The following is a 21404-nucleotide window of genomic DNA, read 5'->3' as shown; positions in this document are numbered from 1 at the left end:
GGTCTCCGCTGGGCTGTGCCCAGTTACAAGGAAGGTGGCCGTACCTGGCCAGAGTTGTCGCCGCGTCTGCGGTCGACATTGGCCGGGTCGTCCGGCTCGATGCTGCCCGGTAGTGCTGGGGCGTCCGGGCGCACTTCGGCCGGATCATGTGCCTCGCCCTGTTCCGCCTTCGCAGGCCGCAGCCATCCGCTGCCCGCCACTATCTGACCGAGTACGCCATTATCGCCTGTCGCCCCCGGCTTGCCCACTCCGGCGCCGGCGCTCTTGCCCAGCTCCATCAACGCAGATGGGGACAGCGCGTCCATCGGCAAGGCCTTGGGCAGCAGGTCGGCCCCCGGCACCTGCCAATGCGGCAGCTTGCTGTTCATCCAGGCCACGGCCGGGTTCAGTACCGGCCGCAGCGCCGAGCCACGCCAGGAGGGTTCAGCGGTGAGCGGGGTGAAGCCGGCCAGCAGCAGCAGCACGGCCGCGATGAGGCCCCCACGAACAGCGCCGAGGACGCCGCCCAGCAGGCGGTCCAGGCTGCCCAGCATGTTGCGGTGGACGATGGCCTTGATGACCATGCCGATCACGGCGACGACGATCATCACGCCGATGCCCACGCTGAGGTAGCCGCCGATGAAATGCTCGCCGCCGGGCGCGGCCGGTGCTGCCCACCAGCGTGCAGCGTCGTTGCCGAAGGCGAAGGCCGCCCAGGCGGCCACCAGCCACGAAACGGTGCCGATGACGATGCCAACGAAGCCGCGCAGCAACCCGAGCAGGGTGGAGGCGGCGATCACGATCAGCAGCACCACGTCGATCATGGCGCCCCGCTCCTTCGGCGGCGCTGGCAACGGGGCTGCGTACAGGTCATGGGTGCGGGCGCACCATGCCGGCCACGCCGACCTTGGCGGCGACCTGCGCCTTCAATTGTTCTGCATCTGCGCGGTTGGCCACCGGCCCGACGCGGACCCGGTGCAGGCTGCCCTTTTCGGTGCGCACCTGCTCGACGAAGGCGCTGAAGCCTGCCGCGCGGACCTTGTCGCGCAAGGCGTTGGCGTCGTTGGCTTGGCCGAATGCACCGAGCTGCACTGCAAAACCTACTCCGCTGGCAGCCGGCGCGGCCGGCGTAGTCGGCGGAGTAGTCGGCTTGCTGGCGGTCGCTTCCGGCTTGGGCTCGGGCTTCGGTTCCGGCTTGACCACCGGCTTGGCCGGTTCCGGCTTGGTGACCGGCGCTGTTGCTGCGGTCGGCGTGCTCGGCGGCAGGCTTTCACTGCGCACCGGGTTGCCGGTCGCCGACGGCGTAGACGCCGCGACAGGGGTACTGGCGCTCGGCGCGGGCGCCGGCGTGCTGGCCACCGGTGCGCTGGTCGACGGCTTCGCGTCGAGGGTGATGACTTCTGCCTTCACGTCGGCACGGACCTTCACCGCCTGCAGCCGGCCCGCTTCGGCCTGCGCACGATCGGCATACGGTCCAACGCGCACGCGCCAGGCCGGGCGACCGTTGATCGATGCGGTCTCGATGAAGCCCGGCAGCTGCGAGCGCTTCAGGTAGGCGACCACCGCATCGGCATCGGCCTGGCTGCCGTAGGCGCCGAAGGTCACCGCGTAGTTGCCGGCGGCGACTGCCGGTGAAGTGTCCACGGTCGGCGGTGCAGCCGGTGCGGCGGCCTCCTCGACCGGACGGGCCTGGCCGCTCTGCAGGCCGGTGGCACCACCGGCAGGTGCGACCAACGGCAGTTCACGGGTTTCGAACTGGCCATCGGCCGGCGCATCGGGCGCGGCAATCGGCACATTGGCCACGCCGCTGTCCGGGGCCGGGCCCTTGACGAGCATCGGCAGGAAGATGACGGCCAAGGCCACCAGGACGATGGCACCAATCAGACGCTGTTTCAGGGGCGTATCCACGTAGGGCAGGCGGCAGGCTGGACGTTGCGGTCGATTATACGGGTGCGCGACCGGACGGCGTCGGTAATGGCTGAACGGCAGTCAGGCGTGGGCCTGCAGCCATTGCAGCGCAGCGGCGGCGGTATGGAAGGAACCGAACACCAGTACCCGGTCGCCACGTTCGGCACGGGCCAGCACCTGCGCCAGCGCCTGCTCGACCGTGTCGGCCAGCGCCGCAGTGGCCGCGGCGGTATCGGCCAGGCGCGCCTGCAGTTGCGCCGCGCTCTGCCCACGCGGGCCATCCAGGCCGGCCAAGGTCCAGTCACCCACCACGTCCTGCAGGGCCTGCACCACGCCCACGGCATCCTTGTCCTGCAGCGCGGCGTACACCGCCAGGGTGCGCCCGGGGGTGGCCTCTGCCTTCAGCGCACGCGCCAGCTGGCCGGCCGCCTGCGGGTTGTGGCCGACATCGACGCGGACCTGCACGCCGTCGCGCTCGAACGCCTGCAGCCGCCCGGCGATGCGCGCCGCTGCCACGCCTGCGGCCCATGCCGCGCGCGGCACCGTCTTGTCCAGTGCACGCAGCGCCGCGATCGCCGCACCGGCGTTGGCCAGCTGGATCGGCCCGGCCAGCGCCGGGGTCGGCAGCTCCAGGCGGGTGCCGACATCGCGCCAGCGCCAACGCTGCGCGTCGATCGGTTCGTAGAAATAGTCGCTGCCACCGCGGATCGCGTTGGCACCCACCAGGTAGGCGCGCGCCAGCACGCTCGACGGCGGATCGGTCTCGCCCAGGATCACCGGCTTCCAGCCGCGGATGATGCCGGCCTTCTCGGCACCGATGGCCTCGCGGTCCTCGCCCAGCCATTCGGCGTGATCGATGTCCACGGTGGTGATCACCGACACGTCGGCGTCGACGATGTTGACCGCATCCAAACGGCCGCCAAGACCGACTTCCAGCACGGCCAGATCGAGATCGGCATCGGCGAACAACTGCAGCGCAGCCAGCGTTCCGTATTCGAAATAGGTCAGCGTCACATCACCGCGCGCGGCCTCGACTACGTTGAACGCAGCGACCAGTGCGGCGTCATCGGCATCCTGGCCATCGATGCGCACGCGCTCGTTGTAGCGCAGCAGGTGCGGTGAGGTGTACGCACCGACCTTCCAGCCCGCAGCGCGCGCGATGGCTTCGATGAAGGCAACGGTGGAGCCCTTGCCGTTGGTACCACCGACCACGATGGTGTGCTTGGCCGGCGTGCCCAGGCCCATCGCGGTGGCCACGGTGCGCACGCGCTCCAGTCCCATGTCGATGGTGGCCGGGTGCTGGCGTTCAATGTAATCCAGCCATTCGGCCAGAGTGGTCGGGGTGTTCTTCACGGCAAGGCTTCCAACAGGTACAGGTGGTTCAGGACAGGAAATTCAGAGTGCGCGGTGCTTGGCTTCACCGAAGAACGGCGTGTGGTGGGCGCAGTCGTTCAGGCGCACCACTTCCAGGCTGTCCAGATCGGGGCCTTCAAGCAGGTTGAGGGTTGTCGGTGCCTGGCGGAAGGTCCACAGCCGCGACAGCGGCAGGCCCAGCACCTTGCACAGGATCACCCGGTTGACCGCGTCGTGGGCGACCACCAGCAGCGTGTCGTGTTCGCCAAGGCCTTCAACGGCACGGGCCAAGCCGCGCCAGCTGCGCTCCAGCACCAGGCGCAGCGACTCGCCGCCCGGCATCAGCACGGTGTCCGGCTCATTGCGCCAGGCCTGCAGGCGCGACGGATCTTTTTCGTTGATTTCGCTGGCCAGCAGACCTTCCCACTCACCGTGGGCGATCTCCTGCAGTTCCGGCTCGGTCAGCAGCATGTCGGCGCGCTCAGCGCCAAGGGCCAGCTGCGCGGTGCGCTGGGCGCGCGACAGCGGCGAGGCCACCGCACGGGTGATGTCCACCGACGCCAAGCGGGCGCCAAGCGCCTGGGCCTGGGCCTCACCGATGGGCGAAAGCGGGATGTCGATCTGGCCCTGGTAGCGGCCTTCGGCGTTCCACGGCGTTTCGCCGTGACGGGCAAGCAGGATGCGCATGCGAACAAGGGGTCCTTGGGGGAGGAGGTTTCCGCGTTTCGTTCACATCCTGTGAAGTACGCGGAACCGGGATGATACCTGTTCGGCGGACCCGGCCGGGCAGCTAGGGATGCAGTGCAACCAACGACGTCGAAGCGGACAGCCACGTTCACTTTGCAATATGCAACTAATCTGATGGTATTGCTGGCACCCGACGTCCACGCTTGGAGCCTTTGCGGGCCGATCAATGTCCAATCGCTCCTATCTGTGCTGCAGCCCCCTGCCGGGCATCTATCCCAGCTTCGCTGTCGACTACGATTCCGACGTGCAGACACTGGCAAACGATGTCTACTGCATACCGCTGCTGTGGCCGGCGCTTTTCACACCCGAGGATTTCCAGCGGGCTGATTTCGAAGTCGATGGCGAAGTTATGATCGGACAGGCACCTTCGGCACCCAAACAGAAAGTGCTCGAAACCCTTCGGCGCCGCCGCACAGGCGTCGTCCAGGCATTCAAGGGTATCGGTGATCTTGCTCCGTACGTGAACATGCTCGAGCGGGTGATTGAAGACGCACCGTATGAGTTCATTTCAATCGAAATGGACGAAATTGCCGCCCTGAACGATCCCGAGGAAGAGTTCTATGAAGCGTTCGAGCGCTTGTTGTCCGGATTGGATGCACCGGACGAAGACGTTTGCGAACAGCTGATCGCGCTGGCTGCAATGGAACACAGCTGGCCTCTCCCATCCGTCCGCCTGCATCTCGACGGCCTTGAGGGCTCGGAAGATGACTACTGGAATCACTGTCGGGTGCTCGGAGCGGGCAGCGATGTGTCGGGAATGGGGCGCCCGGTTCCCTGGGAAACCGCTTAGGGCTGCTGACAAAAAACCCCGCGACAGACGTCGCGGGGTTTCAGGATTGCAGTAGATCCACGCCATGCGTGGATGCACCGCCCGGCAGTGTCTGCAGGCGTTGCCGGCCAGCGGCCGGCACTACCGCAACCGGCTTATTTCGCCAGGTTCAGTTCCTTCAGCAGCTGCGGCGCCGGCGCCACTTCCTGCATGATCCACTGCATGTAGCGGCTGTCGACGGCGATCATGCGGGTCATCACAGGGCCGAACACCCAGTTGGAGCTGACCGATTCCCAGTTGCCGTCGAAGGCCAGGCCGACCAGCTTGCCGTTGGCATCAAGCACCGGCGAACCGGAGTTGCCGCCGGTGATATCCAGGTTGGACAGGAAGTTCACTGGCACCGAGCCAATCCGCTTGTCTTCCAGGCCGCCATAGCGCTTGGCCTTGACCGCATCCAACAGCGCCTTCGGCGAGTCGAACGGATCTTCACCGGTTTCCTTCGCCGCAACACCTTCCAGGGTGGTGAACGGGGTGTACTTCACGCCGTCCTTGCCATAGCCCATGACGTTGCCGAAGGTGATGCGCAGCGACAGGTTGGCGTCCGGGTAGACGAACTCGCCCTGGCTCTTCTTGTAGTCGGCCACGGCCTGCAGGTACAGCGGACGGGCAGTCAGCGATTCGCCTTCGCGGATCTTCTTCTGCTCTTCCTGCTTCAGCAGCGCCGGCATGACGGCCACCGCGTACTGGATGGCCGGATCATTGCTGGCTTCAAACGCAGCGCGGTCGGCCTTGAACCACTTCAGGCGGTTGTCCAGGCTGCCCAGCTCGGTGCCGCTCAGCTTGGTCACCAGCGACTTCACGGCAGTGGCATCGCTGCCGGCGAGCCACTTGTTCAGCACTTCGTTGTCGCGCTGCGCGGCCGGCAGGGCCACGTACTGGTCGAGCCAGTAGGCCTGCAGCTGCTGGTCCATCTTCGCCACGTAGCGGCGATCCATCTGCTTCAGGCTGCCCTCGATGGTGGTCAGGTCGCGGTCCTGGTAACCCGCTTCGCGCTCGGCGTCGGGCTTGCTGCGCTCGATCGACAGGCGGTACAGGGTGATCGCCGCGCCGACGGCCGAGGTGTTGTTGAACTGGCCAACGAACAGGTCGCGCTCGCGTGTCGACTTGCTGGTGTCCAGGTGCTGCAGCAGCTGCGCGTGTGCGGCCAGCGCCGGCTTGCCGGCAGCGCCCTGCTTCTTCAGCCACGCCAGCACGGCGGCTTCTTCGGCCTGCTTCTGGCCAGCGGCGTCGATGCGCTTGAAGCCTTCCAGCTGGCCCAGGTAGTTCTTGGCCACGTTGTTCATGCTGGCGGCGGTGGCGGCGTACTTCACCTTGACGTCGGCGTCGGCCTTGCCGGCGTCGGCGATCATCTTCAGCACCGCGTTGTAGTGCTTGGCGATGGTCGGGTAGGTAAAGCTGGCGGTCTCGTTGAACTCACCGGCCAGCGCATAACGGTTGGTGCGGCCCGGGTAGCCGGCCACCATCACGAAGTCGTCGGCGCCCAGCGGCGTATCGGCGAACTTCAGGAAGTGCTTGGGCTGGTACGGCACGTTGTCGGCCGAGAACGCCGCCGGCTTGCCGTCCTTGCCGACGTAGGCACGGTAGAACGAGAAATCACCGGTGTGGCGCGGCCACATCCAGTTGTCGACGTCGCCGCCGAACTTGCCGACGCTGCCCGGAGGTGCATAGACCAGGCGCACGTCCTTGATTTCCAGGTTGCGGAACAGGCGGTAGGTGTTGCCGCCGGAGAACGAGTACAGGCGGCAGCGGAAGCCGGCATCGGCTTCACAGGCGGCGACCTGGGCCTTGTCGAAGGCATCCAGCGCTCGGCTGCGGGCCAGCGGGTCCTTGCCGGCGCCGGCGATGGCGGCCTTGGCCTTGGTGGTGACGTCGGTGATCTGGTCGAGCACGAAAACGCGGGCGTTCGGGCCGGCGCTCAGTTCGTCGCTGAGCTTGGGCGCGTTGAAGCCGTCCTTGATCAGGTTCTTCTGCGCGGTCGAATTCAGCTGGATCGCACCGTAGGCACAGTGGTGGTTGGTGACCACCAGGCCCTGCGGGGAGACGAAGCTGGCGGTGCAGCCGCCCAGCGCGACCACCGCGCCCATCGGGTCGCCGGTCAGGTTGGCCAGCTGTTCCGGGGACAGCTTGAGGCCGGCCTTCTGCAGCGGGCCGGCGATTTCCGGCAGCTGCTGCGGCACCCACATGCCTTCAGCGGCATGGGCGACCTGGACCAGCCCAAGGCTGGCGACGACGGAGAATGCAAGCAGGTTCGAGCGCATGGAGCGGCCCCTGGTAGTGGAACCCTCGATTGTAGCCCGCCCCCCTGCCCCGCCCCGAACCCCGGAAGTCATGGGCCGGACGCCCCGATGCCCCGGTAGCAGCCAACCTTGGTTGGCACCCACGCATCCGCCGGGCATGGCCCGGCGAGCGAAGCGGCAACGTTCGAAACGCCCGCCTGCGCGCAGCTTTCGTTCCACCAATGCACCCGCAGCGCAACATGGGAAATCCGCGTGGCGCCCTATAATCCGCGCTTTCCCCCTGATGAGTTCCACCCCGATGGCGCAGCAAACGATGAAGGCCCTGGTCAAGCGCGAAGCGGCCAAGGGCATCTGGATGGAAGAGGTTCCGGTGCCGACCCCGGGCCCCAACCAGGTCCTGATCAAGCTGGAAAAGACCGCGATCTGCGGCACCGACCTGCACATCTACCTGTGGGACGAATGGAGCCAGCGCACGATCAAGCCGGGCCTGACCATCGGCCATGAGTTCGTCGGCCGCATCGCCGAGATCGGCCCGGGCGTGACCGGCTACGAGATCGGCCAGCGCGTCTCGGCCGAAGGCCACATCGTCTGCGGCCACTGCCGCAACTGCCGCGGCGGTCGTCCGCACCTGTGCCCGAACACCGTCGGCATCGGCGTCAACGTCAATGGCGCGTTCGCCGAGTACATGGTGATGCCGGCCAGCAACCTGTGGCCGATCCCCGACCAGATCCCGTCCGAACTGGCCGCCTTCTTCGACCCGTACGGCAATGCCGCGCACTGCGCGCTGGAATTCAACGTCATCGGCGAAGACGTGCTGATCACCGGTGCCGGCCCGATCGGCATCATCGCCGCCGGCATCTGCAAGCACATCGGTGCGCGCAACGTGGTGGTGACCGACGTCAATGATTTCCGCCTGAAACTGGCCGCCGACATGGGCGCGACCCGCGTGGTCAACGTTGCCAACACGTCGCTGAAGGACGTGATGAAGGAACTGCACATGGAGGGCTTCGACGTGGGCCTGGAAATGAGCGGCAACCCGCGCGCGTTCAACGACATGCTCGACTGCATGTACCACGGCGGCAAGATCGCCATGCTCGGCATCATGCCCAAGGGCGCCGGCTGCGACTGGGACAAGATCATCTTCAAGGGCCTGACCGTGCAGGGCATCTACGGCCGCAAGATGTACGAGACCTGGTACAAGATGACCCAGCTGGTGCTGTCCGGCTTCCCGCTCGGCAAGGTGATGACCCACCAGCTGCCGATCGACGACTTCCAGAAGGGCTTCGACCTGATGGAAGAAGGCAAGGCAGGCAAGGTCGTGCTCAGCTGGAATTGATTCATCGTGGCTTCGCCACGTTGAATCCGCGCAGGTTTCCTTATCCCCGCGCCTGCGGCGCGCCCCCTTGAACAACAAGGGGGCTCTCACCCAGCCGGGGTCAGGAACGCGGCAGGAATTGAAAAAGGCGCCCATTGGGCGCCTTTTTCTTTGGTGTTGCCGGCCAGCGGCCGGCACTACCGGTAACGCCTGCGGCGTTACTTTCCGACGGCGACGCTCAGCATCACCCGGCTGTGCGCCAGCTTGCCGGAGTTGTCGCGGCCATTGCCGTCGGTGCCGTAGTACCCCAGGCCGACGTTGAACAGGCCGAACTGGCGGGCGACGCCGACGTTCCAGTCGGTGTAGTCCTTGGCGATACCGTCCTCGAAGGTGCTGCGGCCGACGTTGGCGTTGAGCGTGAATTCCTTCGGCAGGCCCCAGCTGCCACCCAGGCCGAAGTACCAGCCATCGGTGCTGCTGTTCCACACATCGTTGCTGTAGGCCACCGTCAGCTTGTAGGTGTCGTCCAGCGTGGTGGTGGTGATCAGCTCGTTGTAGTTCTGGTGGCTGGACTTGAGGTAGGTGTAACGGTTCAACAGCACGTCGAAGTTGACGCGCTCGGTCACGTCCACGCCGTAGCCGATCAGGTAATCGACCTCGGTCTTCGGATCGCCCGGACCGAAGTCCACGCCCGAGCCCCAGACGCCGGCGTACAGGCCGACCGGGCTGGTGTAGGTGAAGCCGGCCTGCAGGGTCGGATCCTCATCGGTCTGCGACACACCACGGAACAGGTAGTCCGAGACGGCGGTGACGTTCCAGCTGTACGGAGATTCGTTGTCCTGGGCGCTGGCGGCGAACGGCGCGAGGGTCAGGGCGGCGGCAATGGCGAGGCAGGCACGGGCGTGCTTCATGGGCGTCTCCGGTGGGGGCGGTGGCGTGGAAGGCGGGATCTGCAGCGGGCGCAACGACCGGAGCCAGACAGGCCCGGTTCACGAATTTTTAACCCGTTTGCTATTGCGATGCAACATGTGCCCGCCATGGCGGTGCCCCAACCGGCCCGGTCCGCAGCCGTCGATGCCCGGTAGAATCAGTGGTTTCCCGTGCTGAGCCACGCCCACGCCATGACCGACTCCTCCGCCCTGACCCGCCACTATGCTGAGGAACTGGACGCCATCCGCGCCCAGGGCCTGTTCAAGTCCGAGCGGATCATCACCAGCCCGCAGTCCGCCGAGATCACCCTCGAAGACGGCCGCACGGTGCTGAATTTCTGCGCCAACAACTACCTTGGCCTGGCCGACCATCCGGACCTGATCCAGGCCGCGAAGGACGCGCTGGACAGCCATGGTTTCGGCATGGCATCGGTGCGCTTCATCTGCGGCACCCAGGACCTGCACAAGCAACTGGAAAAGCAGATCGCCGATTTCTTCGGCAAGCAGGACACCATCCTGTACGCGGCCTGCTTCGACGCCAACGGCGGCCTGTTCGAGCCGCTGCTCGGCGAGAACGACGCGATCATCTCCGACGCACTGAACCATGCTTCGATCATCGACGGTGTGCGCCTGTGCAAGGCCAAGCGCTTCCGCTACGCCAACTGCGACATGGCCGACCTGGAGGCGCAGCTGCAGGCTGCCGATGCTGCCGGCTGCAAGACCAAGCTGATCACCACCGACGGCGTGTTCTCGATGGACGGCTTCATCGCGCCGCTGGACGAAATCACCGCACTGGCGAAGAAGTACAACGCGCTGGTGCACATCGACGAATGCCATGCCACCGGCTTCCTCGGCGCGACGGGCCGCGGCTCGGCCGAGGTCAAGGGCGTGCTGGAGAAGATCGACATCATCACCGGCACCCTGGGCAAGGCCATGGGCGGCGCACTGGGTGGTTTCACCTGTGCCAGCGCCGAAGTGATCGAGCTGCTGCGCCAGCGTTCGCGTCCGTACCTGTTCTCCAACTCGCTGCCGCCGCACGTGGTCGCCGCCGGCATCAAGGCCTTCGAGATGCTGTCCGCGGCCGATGACCTGCGCAGCACCCTGGCCGAGAACACCACCTACTTCCGCGAGAAGATGACCGCTGCCGGCTTCGACGTGAAGCCCGGCGTGCACCCGATCAGCCCGGTGATGCTGTACGACGCACCGCTGGCACAGAAGTTCGCCGAGCGCCTGCTGGAAGAAGGCATCTACGCGATCGGCTTCTTCTTCCCGGTGGTGCCCAAGGGCCAGGCGCGCATCCGCACCCAGATCAGCGCCGCGCACAGCCGCAAGCATCTGGACCGCGCGATCGATGCATTCACCCGCATCGGCGTCGAGCTGGGCGTGATCAAGGGCTGATCAGCGCCGGGGTCGGATCCCCACGGGTAGCGCCGGGCCATGCCCGGCGGTTTCCCGATAGCCGCGCCATGCGCTCGCCGGGCACGGCCCGGCGCTACCGAGATGACGCGCGACGCGCGTCATTTCTTTTTCTTCTTGTCCTTGGGCTCGTCCTTGCTGGCGACCACCACCGGTTTGGCGGCAGCATCCTGCCCATTGCCCTTGGCCACGCGGATGCCATTGGCTTTCATCCAGGCATCGAACTGGTCGGCGGTCATCTTCTGGTCGCCGTTGCTCATCATGAAGCGATAGCTGCCGCGGCCATCCAGTTCCGGGGTCTTCACTTCAACCACCGGGGTCTCGGCCGGGCGGTCGGCCTTGGCCGTCTTCTTGTGGCCGCCGCAGGCTGTCAACACAACGATCGGCAACAACAGGCTGGCGCAACGCAGGGTTTGTTTGAGGGTCGGGTGATACATGGGCAGGCTCCGTTCTGGACATTCGACAACCAGGCGCCCCCTACGCCTGGAACGGTGGCCGGCAACCGCCGGCCGTGGGCATCACTCAGCCCGGTGCAGCGGCCCCCAGCCGCTGCTGGTCGCTGACCTCCAGCGCCCGCCACTGGCCCTTGCCGAGATCGCCGAGCGTGAGCTCTCCGATCGCAACCCGGACCAGGCGCAGCACCTGCAGGTCGAAGGCCGCCAGCAGGCGACGGATATGGCGGTTGCGGCCCTCGTCGAGGACCACCTCCAGCCAGGCGGTCTTGTCGCCGCTGCGCAGCACGCGCACGGCAAGGGCGAGGAGGAACTCCCCCTCGTCTTCGACACCGGCGCGCAGCGCGGCCAGGGTGTCGTCATCGGGCAGGCGATCGACCTGCACGTGGTAGGTCTTCCGCGGGCCGGTCTCCGGATCGGTCAGGCGCGCGGCCCACTGCGGATCGTTGCTGAACAACAACAGGCCTTCACTGGCCTTGTCCAACCGACCAACCGGCGCGATCCACGGCAGGCCGGCACCATCGAAACAGCGGTACACGGTGTCGCGGCCACGCTCGTCCTGCACGGTAGTGACCACCCCGCGCGGTTTGTTGAGCATCAGGTACAGGCGTTGTGGTGCGCCCATCGGCTGGCCGTCGACCTCGATCGGCGGCGCCGGGCTGGCAATCGGGAATTCCGGATCACGCACGATACGCCCGGCGACACGAACACGGCCATCGGCGATCCAGCGCGCGGCCTCGCTGCGCGAGCACACGCCAGCCTTGGACAGCACGCGCGCCAAGCCATGGCGCACGCCAGCGGAAACCGCAGCGGGATTCGCACGCCCACGCGCAGCGTGGGAGCGGGCAGCGGGGGCAGCAGGTGGGCGGCGCGTGCGCAAGCCTCTGCTCCCCGCCACGCTTACTTCTTGTCGACCGGCTTGGTCTCAGCCGGTACTTCGGCTGCGGCCGGGGTGGCCGCCGGAACCGGACGTGCCTTGACCACGCGTACGCCGCGCGCCTTCATCCAGGCATCGAACTCTTCGGCGGTCATGCGCTTGCCGTTCTGGCTCATGTCGAAGCGCCACGGCGTGTTGTCGAATTCGGTCTGCGGCTTGTAGGCCGCCGGATCATTCGGCTTCACCGCCGGCGCGCTCGGAATCGCCTTGGCGATGTTCTGGCAGCCATCGATGCGCAACCGCTGCAGCACCTGGTCCAGCGACTGCGAGGGATCGTAGCTGCTGCCCAGCACGCCGCTGGCCATGCCCAGCTGGCTGCTGCGGATGTACAGCTCGTCGGCCACCGGGGCGACAGCCGTGGCCGGCAACGGCAGCGGCGATGCGCTGGTGTTGACCGAGCAATCGACCGCAGCGTGAGCAGCAGGAACCAGGGCCAGCGCCAGAACGGCAGCCGATGCAGAGCGCAGCATGAGGGCATCCACGGAAGGAAGTGACGCGGCGAGTTTAGCAATGCGGCGTCATCTTTCAAGCGCCACTTTCAATGAATACGGCAACTCATTGGTTTCATGGGCAAATCGCCGACGAACGGTCGCTACTGAAGTGCTGATTCATCATTCCGGACCGCACAAACAACAAGACCCGGCCGAAGCCGGGTCCTGCTGTGTCTTACTGGCAGAGCGTCAGAACTTAGTTCTGGACGTTCAGCTCGGTACGACGGTTCTTGGCGCGACCTTCCGGATTGTCCGAACCATCCGGGTTGGTGTTCGGCGCAATCGGACGGCTCTCGCCGTAGCCGATCGGACCGGCCAGACGGCCAGCGTCGACGCCGTTCTTGGTCAGGTAGTTGTACACCGCGGTGGCGCGACGCTCCGACAGCTTCTGGTTGTAAGCGTCGGTACCCTTCGAGTCGGTGTGACCGGCGACTTCAACGCGCAGATCCGGGTAACGCTTCAGGATCTCGGTGGCTTCGCTCAGGATGGCCACAGCGTCCGGACGCAGGTTCGACTTGTCGAAGTCGAAGTTCACGCCCTTCAGGTCGATCGAGACCGGCACCGGGCAACCGTCCGGACCGATGGTCTGACCCGGCTGCGAGTTCGGGCACTTGTCGTCGCAGTTGTTGACGCCGTCACCGTCGTCATCCAGGTCGGCGCAGCTCGGGGCAACCGGAGCCGGAGCCGGAGCAGCAGCCACCGGGGCCGGGCCCAGCGGGATCACGACGCCGACCGAAGCCAGCACGTCGCCGAACCAGCTTTCGTCGCGCGCGGCGATGCTCTGGTCGTCGAAGTCAGCGCGGTAGGCCACTTCGGCGCGGACAGCAACGCGCTTGTCGAAGGTGGTCTGCAGGCCGACGCCCAGCTTGGCAGCCAGGTTGCCGTCCTTGCGCTCACGCGGACCGTTGTTGTCCAGAGCCGGGTACTCTTCTTCCGACTTCTGGTAGCCCAGGCCGCCCACGATGTAGGGGTTCCAGCCGCGGCCTTCCTTGATGAAGTGGCGACGCAGATCGAACGACACGCCGTACTGCGACCAGTTCTGATCCTGGTTGGCGTCGAAGTTCGGGTTCTGATAGTTCAGCTCACCATCCAGCGACCAGTTCGGGCTGATGAACTTGCCCAGACCCAGGGTCACGAACGGAGCGTCGTTGGTCAGACGGTCGTTATCCTGGAAGTTGAAGCCGGCCGAACCGGTCAGGTACCAGCGGTCATCGAACTCCTGCGCCGACGCAGCCTGGGCGAAAGCCAGACCGCCCAGCAGCGCGGCAGTAAGGATCTTCTTGTTCATTGAGTACAGCTCCTATTTCGGGGGTATGAAACCGGTAGAGGCATGGGCCAGCACTACTGCGTCGATGTTCAGACAGCCGATTCAGCACGCCACCGCCGCGAACATTATGCTCAGGCGGGTGAAGGTCATGTTAACAGTCCCGTAACATGTGAAGCGTCGTGCACGACCGGCTACCGGCCCGACGTTGAAACCCTATACAGGATGATGAAAATCCGCAAGACCCACATACCACAAGGGTTTGGAAGGGTTTAAGGGCCAGATGCGACAGTTTTGGCTCTGCTTTATCGGAAAGCGGTTCAGCGCGCGCCCATCGAGGTGAGGAACCTTATGATGCAGACAGGAACCGAGCTGGAGCCGCAATGAAAGCCGTCGCCCTGTGCCGTGAATCCGCCCCTGCCCTGCGCGATCTGGTGCTGCCACCCCCGCACCCGCCGCGGGGCCGTGATCTTTTGATCCGCGTCGAAGCACTTTCCGTCAATCCCGTGGATGGCAAGCTGCGTGCAGGTACGTCAGCCGCGTCGCTGGACACTCCGCGCATTCTCGGCTGGGACGCCGCTGGCGTGGTCGAAGCCATGGGCGAGGAGGCCAGCCTGTTCGCCTCCGGTGACGAGGTCTACTACGCCGGAGATGTCACCCGCCCTGGCTGCAATGCGCAGTATCAGCTGGTGGATGAGCGACTGGTGGCGCGCAAACCGACCACCCTCGACTTCGCCGAAGCAGCCGCGCTGCCGCTGACCACTCTGACCGCCTGGGAACTACTGTTCCAGCGCATGCCCCTGCAGCTTGATGACCGCCGCCACGCCGGCCAGCGCCTGCTGGTGATCGGCGGTGCCGGCGGCGTCGGCTCGATGGCGATCCAGCTGGCCCATCACGCGGGATTCGAGGTCATCGCCACCGCCTCGCGTGAAGCCTCGATCGACTGGTGCCGGCGGATGGGCGCCCAGCATGTCATCGACCATCGGCAGCCCCTGCTGCCGCAGCTGCAGGCGCTCGGCATCGACCACGTGCAGGTGGCACTGAACCTGGCCGATACCGATCACTACTGGGACGAACTGGGCGAGCTGCTGGCACCACAGGGACATGTCGGCCTGATCGTCGAACCGCGCGGCCCGCTGCGCATCGGCGATCCCTACAAAGCCAAGTGCATCGGCATCCATTGGGAATTCATGTTCGCCCGTGCGCGCTTTGCCACCGCCGACCGCATCGAGCAGCACCGCATCCTCAACCGCGCCGCCAGCATGATCGATGCAGGCCAGTTGCGCGGCACGCTGAGCGAAGTGCTGGGGCCGATCAATGCAGCCAACCTGGAAGCCGCCCACCAGCGCCTGGCCAGCGGCCGCACCATCGGCAAGCTGGCGCTGGCCGGCTGGGACGACTGATTCACCACTACGCGCGGCCAGCGCGGCTCAACGCTGTGCGCGGCGCAGCCTGTGCCAGTGGATTGGTCGACATCTGTATCTATTGAACAGCCCATTTCGGGGATAGGGTGGAAACAGATCCCCCTGCCCCGAGCCTGTCATGCCTACCGCCCTGCCCCTGCGCCTGCTGCAACTGATTGTCGGCCTGTTCCTCTACGGCTTCGGGGCCTCGCTGATGATCCGCGCCGCGATCGGTGTCGCGCCGTGGGATGTGCTGTCGCAGGGCATTGCGGCACAGACCCCGTTGTCGTTCGGCCTGGCCACCAACGTGATCGGCGCGCTGGTACTGCTGCTGTGGTGGCCGCTGCGACAGAAGCCCGGCGTCGGCACCGTGCTCAACGTGATGCTGATCGGCCCCTCGGCCCAGTTCGGGCTGTGGCTGCTGCCCCCGGCCGTCGGCCTCGGCTGGCAGGTGGCGATGTTCTGCGCCGGCATGCTGCTGGTGGCGCTGGCCACCGGCCTGTACATCGGCGCGAAGCTGGGCCCTGGCCCGCGCGATGGCCTGATGACCGGGCTGCACGCGCGCACTGGCTGGCCGATCTGGAAGGTGCGGAGCCTGATTGAAGGCAGCGTGCTGCTGCTGGGCTGGTGGCTGGGTGGCAACGTCGGCGTCGGCACGCTCGCCTTCGCACTGCTGATCGGGCCGCTGTGCGGGATCACCCTCGGCTGGTTCGGGATCGGCCGGCCGGCGGTCGGTAGCGCCGGGCCACGCCCGGCGAGCGCGCAGCGCGGCCACGGGTAGTCGCGTCGCCGGGCATGGACCGGCGCTACCCATCTGCCAGCCCTTGCCCCCGGCGCCGTTTCGCGGCACCCTTCGCGCTTCCGTACGCAAGCGTATCGACATGTCGCCAGCCAACGAAAGCGCCTACCCCCACCTGTTCGCCCCGCTGGACCTGGGCTTCACCCAGCTGCGCAACCGGGTGCTGATGGGCTCGATGCACACCGGCCTGGAAGACCGCGCACGCGACTTCCCGCGCCTGGCCGCCTACTTCGCAGAGCGCGCCGAAGGCGGTGTCGGCCTGATCGTCACCGGCGGCTTCGCGCCAAACGTGGTGGGCTGGCTCAAGCCGTTCGGCGGCAAGCTGTCCTGGCCCTGGGAAGTGCGCCCGCATCGGCAGCTGACCGCCGCCGCGCACCAGCACGGCGCGAAGATCTGCCTGCAGCTGCTGCATGCCGGGCGCTATGCCTATCACCCGCTGTCGGTGGCGCCGTCGAAGCTGAAGGCGCCGATCAATCCGTTCACCCCGCGCGCCTTGTCGGCCAGTGGCGTCGAGCGGCACATCGCCGACTACGCACGCAGCGCGAAGCTGGCCCGCGAGGCCGGCTACGACGGCGTGGAAGTGATGGGCTCGGAGGGCTACCTCATCAACGAGTTCATCGCACCGCGCACCAACAAGCGCAGCGACCGCTGGGGTGGTGATGCCGCACAGCGCATGCGCTTCGCGGTGGAGATCGTGCGTCGCATCCGCGAAGCCTGCGGTCCGGATTTCATCATCATCTACCGCCTGTCGCTGGTCGACCTGGTTGAAGACGGAAGCAACTGGGAAGAGATCGTGCAGCAGGCCCAGGCCATCGAGGCCGCCGGTGCGACGATCCTCAATTCCGGCATCGGCTGGCATGAAGCGCGCATTCCGACCATTGCCACGTCGGTACCGCGTGGCGCGTTCGCCGCAGTCACCGCCAAGCTCAAGCCGCACGTGACGTTGCCGCTGGTGGCGACCAACCGCATCAACATGCCCGAGGTGGCCGAGCGCATCCTCGCCGATGGCGGGGCCGACATGGTGTCGCTGGCACGCCCGCTGCTGGCCGATCCGCAGTGGCCGAACAAGGCCCGCGCCGGCCGTGCCGAGGCCATCAACACGTGCATCGCCTGCAACCAGGCCTGCCTGGACCACGTGTTCGAGAACAAGCTGGCCAGTTGCCTGGTCAACCCACGTGCCGCCCACGAGACCGAGCTGGTCTATACCCCGACCACCGCACCGAAGCGGGTAGCCGTGGTCGGCGCGGGCCCGGCCGGCCTGGCCTGCGCCACGGTCGCTGCCGAACGCGGCCACCAGGTCACCCTGTTCGATGCCAGCGAGGAGATCGGTGGCCAGTTCAACGTGGCCAAGCGCATTCCTGGCAAGGAGGAATTCCACGAGACCCTGCGCTACTTCCGCCACAAACTGGCCGAGACCGGCGTGCAGCTGCGCCTGGGCACCCGTGCCGACGCCGCCAGCCTGGCCGGTTTCGATGAGGTCGTGCTGGCCACCGGCATCGTGCCGCGCAAGGTCGATTTCCCCGGTGCCGACCACGCCAAGGTGGTGAACTACCTGGATGTGCTGCTGGGCCGGGTCGAGGTCGGTGCCAGCGCCGCCATCATCGGCGCCGGCGGCATCGGCTTCGATGTCGGCGAGTTCCTTGCCCACGACGGCCCTTCGCCGTCGCTGGACCCGCAACGCTGGATGGCCGAATGGGGCGTGGATGCCACCTTCGAGGCCCGCGGCGCACTCGCCCGACCCGCCGTGGAAGCATCGCCGCGCAGGCTGTGGCTGCTGCAGCGCAGCGCCGGCAAGCCCGGGGCACGCCTGGGCAAGACCACCGGCTGGATCCACCGCGCCACGCTGAAGGCCAAAGGCGTGCGCATGCTCGGCGGTGTCGAATACCTGGGCGTGGACGATGCGGGCCTTCGCATCCGCGTGGACGGCAGCGAACAGCTGCTGCCGGTCGACCACGTGGTGATCTGTGCCGGGCAGGAACCGCAGCGCGCGCTGCAGGCCGAACTGCAGGCAGCCGGCATCGCCGCACAGCTGATCGGCGGTGCCGATGTGGCCGCCGAATTGGATGCCAAACGCGCCATTGACCAGGGCAGTCGCGTCGCCGCCGCGCTCTGATCAAGACCTGAATGGGGGCCGGAATGTGATTTCCGTCACCGGCCCCCAAGCTGAATGTCAAGCCGGACGATTCAGGATGCGTTCGGCAATGCCCCCCTACCTTGCGCCATCTTTCCGCTCACCAGCCAGTTTCCGGTGAGCCGGTGCGGACCCCGCCGATCGATCCACGATCGTGTTCTTGGGGCCGCCCACGGGGCAGCCCCGATGGCCGCCTCCCCATGACGCCAAGTCGTACCCCGCCTCCAGCAGCCTGCGCTGCCGGAACCGCCAGGTGCGTCCCACACGGAGCAAGGAGTTATATGAAACTGGCCTGGATTCTCTGGCTGTCGCAGTTGTTGCCGCAGCCGGCCGCTGATTCATTGTGTTTGAGCACCACCGTTTACCTGGAAGCCCGCGACCAGACCCTGCGTGGCCAACAGGCCGTCGCCGAGGTCGCCCTGCGCCGCCTCGACAGCGGCCTCTGGGGCGACTCGATGTGCCAGGTGGTGACCGCACGCAAGCAGTTCGCCCCCACCATCGTCTCCCCCGGCACTCAGCTGGGCAACGATGCGGCCTGGAGTGAAGCGATGGACGTGGCCTTCGACGCCGAGCGCAACTGGGCGCTGCCGGCCGGTGAGCGCCGCGAGATCGTACCCGGCGCCAGCCACTTCGCTGCGCTGGCGATTGCCAGCCCGAACTGGCGCAATGCGTACCAGGTGGCCACCATCGGCGATCACACCTTCTACAAAGTGCAGAACCTCAAGCCCCGGCAGTCGTAACGATCCGTTGCTGGCGGCGGCGTTGCCGCACGCCGGTGGGCTCTGGGATAGTGGTGGATTCCCGCCACACCCCGCCTGGAGTTCCCATGAAGCTGTACAGCAAGCCCGGTGCCTGTTCCACCGCCGACCACATCGCCCTGCAGTGGACCGGCCAGCCGTTCGAGGTCGAACTGCTGAACAAGGACACCCTGAAGGGTCCGGAATTCCTCAAGATCAATCCGGCCGGCGCCGTACCGGCGGTCGTCGATGGCGACTTCGTGCTGCTGCAGAACGCGGCGATCATGGGCTACATCGCCGACAGCTACCCGCAGGCAGGTCTCAGCGGCGATGGCAGCCCGCGCCAGCGCGCTGAAGCCACCCGCTGGCTGGCCTTCGTCAACTCCGACGTGCACCCGGCGTTCTCGCCGCTGTTCTCGCCGGGCAAGTTCATCGCCGACGAAGGGCAGTACGACGCGATCCGCGCCGCTGCACACAAGCGCCTGCGCGCACTGTTCGAGACCGCCGACAAGCAGCTGGCCGACAAGCCGTGGCTGGCCGGTTTCCGCAGCTTCGCCGATCCCTACTTCTACATCACCCTGCGCTGGGCCGCCGGCACCAAGGTCGACCTGTCGGGCCTGGACAACCTGGCCGCCTACAAGGCGCGCATGGACGCCGATCCGGGCGTGCAGGCAGCACTGAAGGCCGAAGGCCTGGTCTGATGTAACCGGGGTCGGATCCGTTCGCAGCGCTAACGGCTCCGACTCCATAGGTACCATCGGCGCGGTCAGCCGATTTCGCGGATCACTTCGCCCTTCGCATCGCGCAGGAACGTCGGCACCACTTCAACCTGCAACGTGCTCGACACCGTGTAGGTTCCGCGTTCCGGCCGCACGTACTGCCAGGCCTGCAACGCCGCGTCGTCCAGCACCCAGCGCACGTTGTCGCCCTCAATCGTGGCGGCGCCATCGGTGGCAGGCACGAACTCCCATTGCCGTTCGCGGCTGACCAGCGTCAGTGCCTTGCCGTGGCGCAGGCGCAGTGGCAGCAGCTCACCCACGCTGCCGACCTGCCCTGCCCCCAGCACCAGCGTGGTGATGCCGGCCGCCTGCCGCCAATCCAGCGTCTCGATGAACAGCATGCCGGTACTGGACCCCTCACGCTCGCTACCGGCCTGCACCTGCGCGGCCAGCGCCGGATCGTCCAGCAGGTTGCCGCGATGCAGGTCGGTGATCCACAGCGGCATCGCTACCTCAAGCACCTGCAGCACACCGCGCGTGGACCAGCGCTTGATCGCGTCCATTTCCTCATCGGTCAGCCCCACCACCTGCAGGAACTGCAACTGCCCATTGGCGGTATCGCGCGCGGGCAACTGCGGATCAGCGACGAACGCCAGGTGGCAGAGACGGGTGTCGGTCTCCAGCGCGATCGGGCCGTTGGCGTTGAGGTGGTGCCCATCCTCGAACACATTGCCGCTGCTGAACACATAGCGCGCCAGATTCTGCAGCAGGTTCATCGGCCACGCCGGCGGCGTGCTGTCGGCATGTTCACCCTTGTCCGCAGCCAGGCGGAACGTCAGTTCGAAGCCGTAGCCACTGGTGGCCGCATCGCTGCTCTCTTTTTTATACAGTTCGGACAGACCGTAGGTGACGTAGTGCCAATGCGGAACCGGCGCTTCCACCCAGTACACGCTGATGCCGTCGAGCGGATCCTGGCCACCCAGCGTGTACGGCAACGCGGTACCGAAGTGACGCGGCTCCTGGCCGGCGTACAGCGGCGCCAGCGCGGCATTGATCGCATCCCAACCGGGGGTGTCGGTGTCGTCCTGCATGCGGGGCTCCTGGGCGGAAAAAGAGCGGACCACTTTACCCCGCGTGTCAGCCGGGCACGACCTCGGCGGTGACCGGCGCCAGCGACAGCTGGATCTCCTGCCACCAGCGCTGGGCCAGCGCCGGGCTGCGCGCCTTGCCGATCGCGGCGATCATTTCCGGGCACAGCCGTTCCAGGGCGAGTGCGTCGGTGCAGCGCTCGATCTTCAATTGCATGAAGTAGCCTTTCAGGCCGAGATGACGGCGCACGGCGTCGCTCATCGCGTCGTACAGCTGCTGGTACAGCGCCGGATCCTGCTCGCGGCCGCTGCAGAGTCCGCGCTGCGGGGCAGGTTCGGCCCTGCCGCCGACCACTTGGATCAGGCCGAGTGCGGCCAACTGCTCCAGCGCATCCTGCGGTGCGCGCAGCCCTTCGAACAAGCCGCGCAGTTCGCTGTCATCGCGCTGACCGTCAACCATCAACAGGATCGAGCGCAGCGCCGCCGGCAGGCGTCGGGCGCGGTCTTCGATCTCCTGGCGGCCAGCGGCCGTCTTGGCATGCAGCAGTGCCATAGCTCCCCCTTCCGTCGATGCGATACGCATGCGTGCCCTTGCGGGCACGCTCCCCGGGGCGAGCTTAGCGCACCGGTGGCGGCGAGGAAGCTGCGCTGCAGCACCGCTGGATCTCTG

The 21404-nt window shown here is 66.6% G+C and carries 20 protein-coding genes; 8 read left to right on the top strand and 12 right to left on the bottom strand.

The window, feature by feature from the left end; all coding sequences use genetic code 11:
• Positions 1-23: 23 nt before the first annotated feature.
• The 4 genes from MRBLST15_RS19140 to MRBLST15_RS19125 all read right to left on the bottom strand — a co-directional run bounded on the left by MRBLST15_RS19140 (position 24) and on the right by MRBLST15_RS19125 (position 3927).
• Positions 24-803: a CvpA family protein gene (locus tag MRBLST15_RS19140; protein WP_265953457.1), complete on the bottom strand. Its 780-nt coding sequence runs from the start codon at positions 801-803 to the stop codon at positions 24-26.
• A 46-nt stretch (positions 804-849) separates the two neighbouring features.
• Complete coding sequence (locus tag MRBLST15_RS19135) at positions 850-1887, bottom strand: SPOR domain-containing protein (protein WP_265953456.1); 1038 nt, start codon at positions 1885-1887, stop codon at positions 850-852.
• Positions 1888-1968: 81 nt separating this feature from the next.
• On the bottom strand, positions 1969-3240 hold the full coding sequence (folC, locus tag MRBLST15_RS19130) for a bifunctional tetrahydrofolate synthase/dihydrofolate synthase (RefSeq protein WP_367787401.1): 1272 nt from the start codon (positions 3238-3240) through the stop codon (positions 1969-1971).
• Positions 3241-3282: 42 nt separating this feature from the next.
• Entirely contained in the window at positions 3283-3927 is a 645-nt protein-coding gene (locus tag MRBLST15_RS19125) for a histidine phosphatase family protein (RefSeq protein ID WP_265953454.1), read from the bottom strand.
• 226 nt (positions 3928-4153) lie between these two features.
• On the opposite strand from MRBLST15_RS19125, the gene MRBLST15_RS19120 reads away from it, so the two are divergent.
• Positions 4154-4777: a hypothetical protein gene (locus MRBLST15_RS19120; RefSeq protein ID WP_367787399.1), complete on the top strand. Its 624-nt coding sequence runs from the start codon at positions 4154-4156 to the stop codon at positions 4775-4777.
• A gap of 134 nt (positions 4778-4911) precedes the next feature.
• Here the strand turns inward: MRBLST15_RS19120 and MRBLST15_RS19115 are convergent, their stop codons facing one another.
• Positions 4912-7074, bottom strand: coding sequence for a S46 family peptidase (locus MRBLST15_RS19115; RefSeq protein ID WP_367787397.1), 2163 nt, complete (start codon positions 7072-7074; stop codon positions 4912-4914).
• A gap of 292 nt (positions 7075-7366) precedes the next feature.
• Here MRBLST15_RS19115 and tdh point away from each other — a divergent pair, with 292 nt between their 5' ends.
• On the top strand, positions 7367-8389 hold the full coding sequence (gene tdh, locus MRBLST15_RS19110) for an L-threonine 3-dehydrogenase (protein ID WP_032952044.1): 1023 nt from the start codon (positions 7367-7369) through the stop codon (positions 8387-8389).
• 197 nt (positions 8390-8586) lie between these two features.
• Here tdh and MRBLST15_RS19105 read toward each other — a convergent pair whose 3' ends face one another.
• Positions 8587-9279 carry a TorF family putative porin gene (locus MRBLST15_RS19105; protein ID WP_265955215.1) on the bottom strand — a complete coding sequence of 231 codons (693 nt, stop codon included), beginning with the start codon at positions 9277-9279 and terminating at the stop codon, positions 8587-8589.
• 210 nt (positions 9280-9489) lie between these two features.
• Here MRBLST15_RS19105 and kbl point away from each other — a divergent pair, with 210 nt between their 5' ends.
• On the top strand, positions 9490-10695 hold the full coding sequence (kbl, locus tag MRBLST15_RS19100) for a glycine C-acetyltransferase (protein ID WP_367787394.1): 1206 nt from the start codon (positions 9490-9492) through the stop codon (positions 10693-10695).
• Between the two features lie 119 nt (positions 10696-10814).
• On the opposite strand, the gene MRBLST15_RS19095 is transcribed toward kbl, so the two are convergent.
• The 4 genes from MRBLST15_RS19095 to MRBLST15_RS19080 all read right to left on the bottom strand — a co-directional run bounded on the left by MRBLST15_RS19095 (position 10815) and on the right by MRBLST15_RS19080 (position 13881).
• The gene (locus MRBLST15_RS19095) at positions 10815-11150 is read right to left on the bottom strand and encodes a hypothetical protein (RefSeq protein ID WP_367787392.1); all 336 of its coding nucleotides are present in this window, start codon (positions 11148-11150) and stop codon (positions 10815-10817) included.
• A gap of 85 nt (positions 11151-11235) precedes the next feature.
• Positions 11236-12045, bottom strand: a complete 810-nt coding sequence (locus tag MRBLST15_RS19090; RefSeq protein WP_367787390.1) for a pseudouridine synthase — start codon at positions 12043-12045, stop codon at positions 11236-11238.
• Positions 12046-12065: 20 nt separating this feature from the next.
• Positions 12066-12572 (bottom strand): hypothetical protein, encoded by a 507-nt coding sequence (locus MRBLST15_RS19085; protein WP_049467667.1) that lies wholly within the window; start codon positions 12570-12572, stop codon positions 12066-12068.
• 217 nt (positions 12573-12789) lie between these two features.
• The gene (locus MRBLST15_RS19080) at positions 12790-13881 is read right to left on the bottom strand and encodes an OmpA family protein (protein ID WP_265955223.1); all 1092 of its coding nucleotides are present in this window, start codon (positions 13879-13881) and stop codon (positions 12790-12792) included.
• Positions 13882-14240: 359 nt separating this feature from the next.
• On the opposite strand from MRBLST15_RS19080, the gene MRBLST15_RS19075 reads away from it, so the two are divergent.
• The 5 genes from MRBLST15_RS19075 to MRBLST15_RS19055 all read left to right on the top strand — a co-directional run bounded on the left by MRBLST15_RS19075 (position 14241) and on the right by MRBLST15_RS19055 (position 19628).
• Complete coding sequence (locus MRBLST15_RS19075; protein ID WP_367787387.1) at positions 14241-15260, top strand: zinc-binding alcohol dehydrogenase family protein; 1020 nt, start codon at positions 14241-14243, stop codon at positions 15258-15260.
• 139 nt (positions 15261-15399) lie between these two features.
• A complete protein-coding gene (locus MRBLST15_RS19070) occupies positions 15400-16041 on the top strand; it encodes a YczE/YyaS/YitT family protein (RefSeq protein WP_367787385.1) in 642 nt (213 codons plus the stop codon).
• Between the two features lie 100 nt (positions 16042-16141).
• On the top strand, positions 16142-18172 hold the full coding sequence (locus tag MRBLST15_RS19065) for an FAD-dependent oxidoreductase (RefSeq protein WP_265955228.1): 2031 nt from the start codon (positions 16142-16144) through the stop codon (positions 18170-18172).
• 299 nt (positions 18173-18471) lie between these two features.
• Positions 18472-18930: a cell wall hydrolase gene (locus tag MRBLST15_RS19060; RefSeq protein ID WP_025878087.1), complete on the top strand. Its 459-nt coding sequence runs from the start codon at positions 18472-18474 to the stop codon at positions 18928-18930.
• 86 nt (positions 18931-19016) lie between these two features.
• Positions 19017-19628: a glutathione S-transferase N-terminal domain-containing protein gene (locus MRBLST15_RS19055; protein ID WP_265954643.1), complete on the top strand. Its 612-nt coding sequence runs from the start codon at positions 19017-19019 to the stop codon at positions 19626-19628.
• A 65-nt stretch (positions 19629-19693) separates the two neighbouring features.
• Here MRBLST15_RS19055 and MRBLST15_RS19050 read toward each other — a convergent pair whose 3' ends face one another.
• Both MRBLST15_RS19050 and MRBLST15_RS19045 read right to left on the bottom strand, forming a co-directional pair.
• Positions 19694-20737, bottom strand: coding sequence for a suppressor of fused domain protein (locus MRBLST15_RS19050; protein ID WP_367787382.1), 1044 nt, complete (start codon positions 20735-20737; stop codon positions 19694-19696).
• A gap of 46 nt (positions 20738-20783) precedes the next feature.
• Entirely contained in the window at positions 20784-21287 is a 504-nt protein-coding gene (locus MRBLST15_RS19045) for a hypothetical protein (RefSeq protein ID WP_367787380.1), read from the bottom strand.
• Positions 21288-21404: the final 117 nt, after the last annotated feature.

This window comes from Stenotrophomonas sp. LST15-1-1.1 (assembly GCF_040815575.1).
Taxonomy (GTDB): domain Bacteria; phylum Pseudomonadota; class Gammaproteobacteria; order Xanthomonadales; family Xanthomonadaceae; genus Stenotrophomonas; species Stenotrophomonas lactitubi_B.
Note: the sequence above shows the minus strand (reverse complement) of the source record. Positions and strands in the feature narration are given on the sequence as shown.

What these genes read in the sequence shown, in the direction of transcription:
- MRBLST15_RS19140 (WP_265953457.1), bottom strand. Translation starts at nt 803, where the DNA reads ATGATCGACGTGGTGCTGCTGATCGTGATCGCCGCCTCCACCCTGCTC.
- MRBLST15_RS19125 (WP_265953454.1), bottom strand. Translation starts at nt 3,927, where the DNA reads ATGCGCATCCTGCTTGCCCGTCACGGCGAAACGCCGTGGAACGCCGAA.
- MRBLST15_RS19120 (WP_367787399.1), top strand. Translation starts at nt 4,154, where the DNA reads ATGTCCAATCGCTCCTATCTGTGCTGCAGCCCCCTGCCGGGCATCTAT.
- MRBLST15_RS19115 (WP_367787397.1), bottom strand. Translation starts at nt 7,074, where the DNA reads ATGCGCTCGAACCTGCTTGCATTCTCCGTCGTCGCCAGCCTTGGGCTG.
- tdh (WP_032952044.1), top strand. Translation starts at nt 7,367, where the DNA reads ATGAAGGCCCTGGTCAAGCGCGAAGCGGCCAAGGGCATCTGGATGGAA.
- MRBLST15_RS19105 (WP_265955215.1), bottom strand. Translation starts at nt 9,279, where the DNA reads ATGAAGCACGCCCGTGCCTGCCTCGCCATTGCCGCCGCCCTGACCCTC.
- kbl (WP_367787394.1), top strand. Translation starts at nt 9,490, where the DNA reads ATGACCGACTCCTCCGCCCTGACCCGCCACTATGCTGAGGAACTGGAC.
- MRBLST15_RS19095 (WP_367787392.1), bottom strand. Translation starts at nt 11,150, where the DNA reads ATGTATCACCCGACCCTCAAACAAACCCTGCGTTGCGCCAGCCTGTTG.
- MRBLST15_RS19085 (WP_049467667.1), bottom strand. Translation starts at nt 12,572, where the DNA reads ATGCTGCGCTCTGCATCGGCTGCCGTTCTGGCGCTGGCCCTGGTTCCT.
- MRBLST15_RS19080 (WP_265955223.1), bottom strand. Translation starts at nt 13,881, where the DNA reads ATGAACAAGAAGATCCTTACTGCCGCGCTGCTGGGCGGTCTGGCTTTC.
- MRBLST15_RS19075 (WP_367787387.1), top strand. Translation starts at nt 14,241, where the DNA reads ATGAAAGCCGTCGCCCTGTGCCGTGAATCCGCCCCTGCCCTGCGCGAT.
- MRBLST15_RS19070 (WP_367787385.1), top strand. Translation starts at nt 15,400, where the DNA reads ATGCCTACCGCCCTGCCCCTGCGCCTGCTGCAACTGATTGTCGGCCTG.
- MRBLST15_RS19065 (WP_265955228.1), top strand. Translation starts at nt 16,142, where the DNA reads ATGTCGCCAGCCAACGAAAGCGCCTACCCCCACCTGTTCGCCCCGCTG.
- MRBLST15_RS19060 (WP_025878087.1), top strand. Translation starts at nt 18,472, where the DNA reads ATGAAACTGGCCTGGATTCTCTGGCTGTCGCAGTTGTTGCCGCAGCCG.
- MRBLST15_RS19055 (WP_265954643.1), top strand. Translation starts at nt 19,017, where the DNA reads ATGAAGCTGTACAGCAAGCCCGGTGCCTGTTCCACCGCCGACCACATC.
- MRBLST15_RS19050 (WP_367787382.1), bottom strand. Translation starts at nt 20,737, where the DNA reads ATGCAGGACGACACCGACACCCCCGGTTGGGATGCGATCAATGCCGCG.
- MRBLST15_RS19045 (WP_367787380.1), bottom strand. Translation starts at nt 21,287, where the DNA reads ATGGCACTGCTGCATGCCAAGACGGCCGCTGGCCGCCAGGAGATCGAA.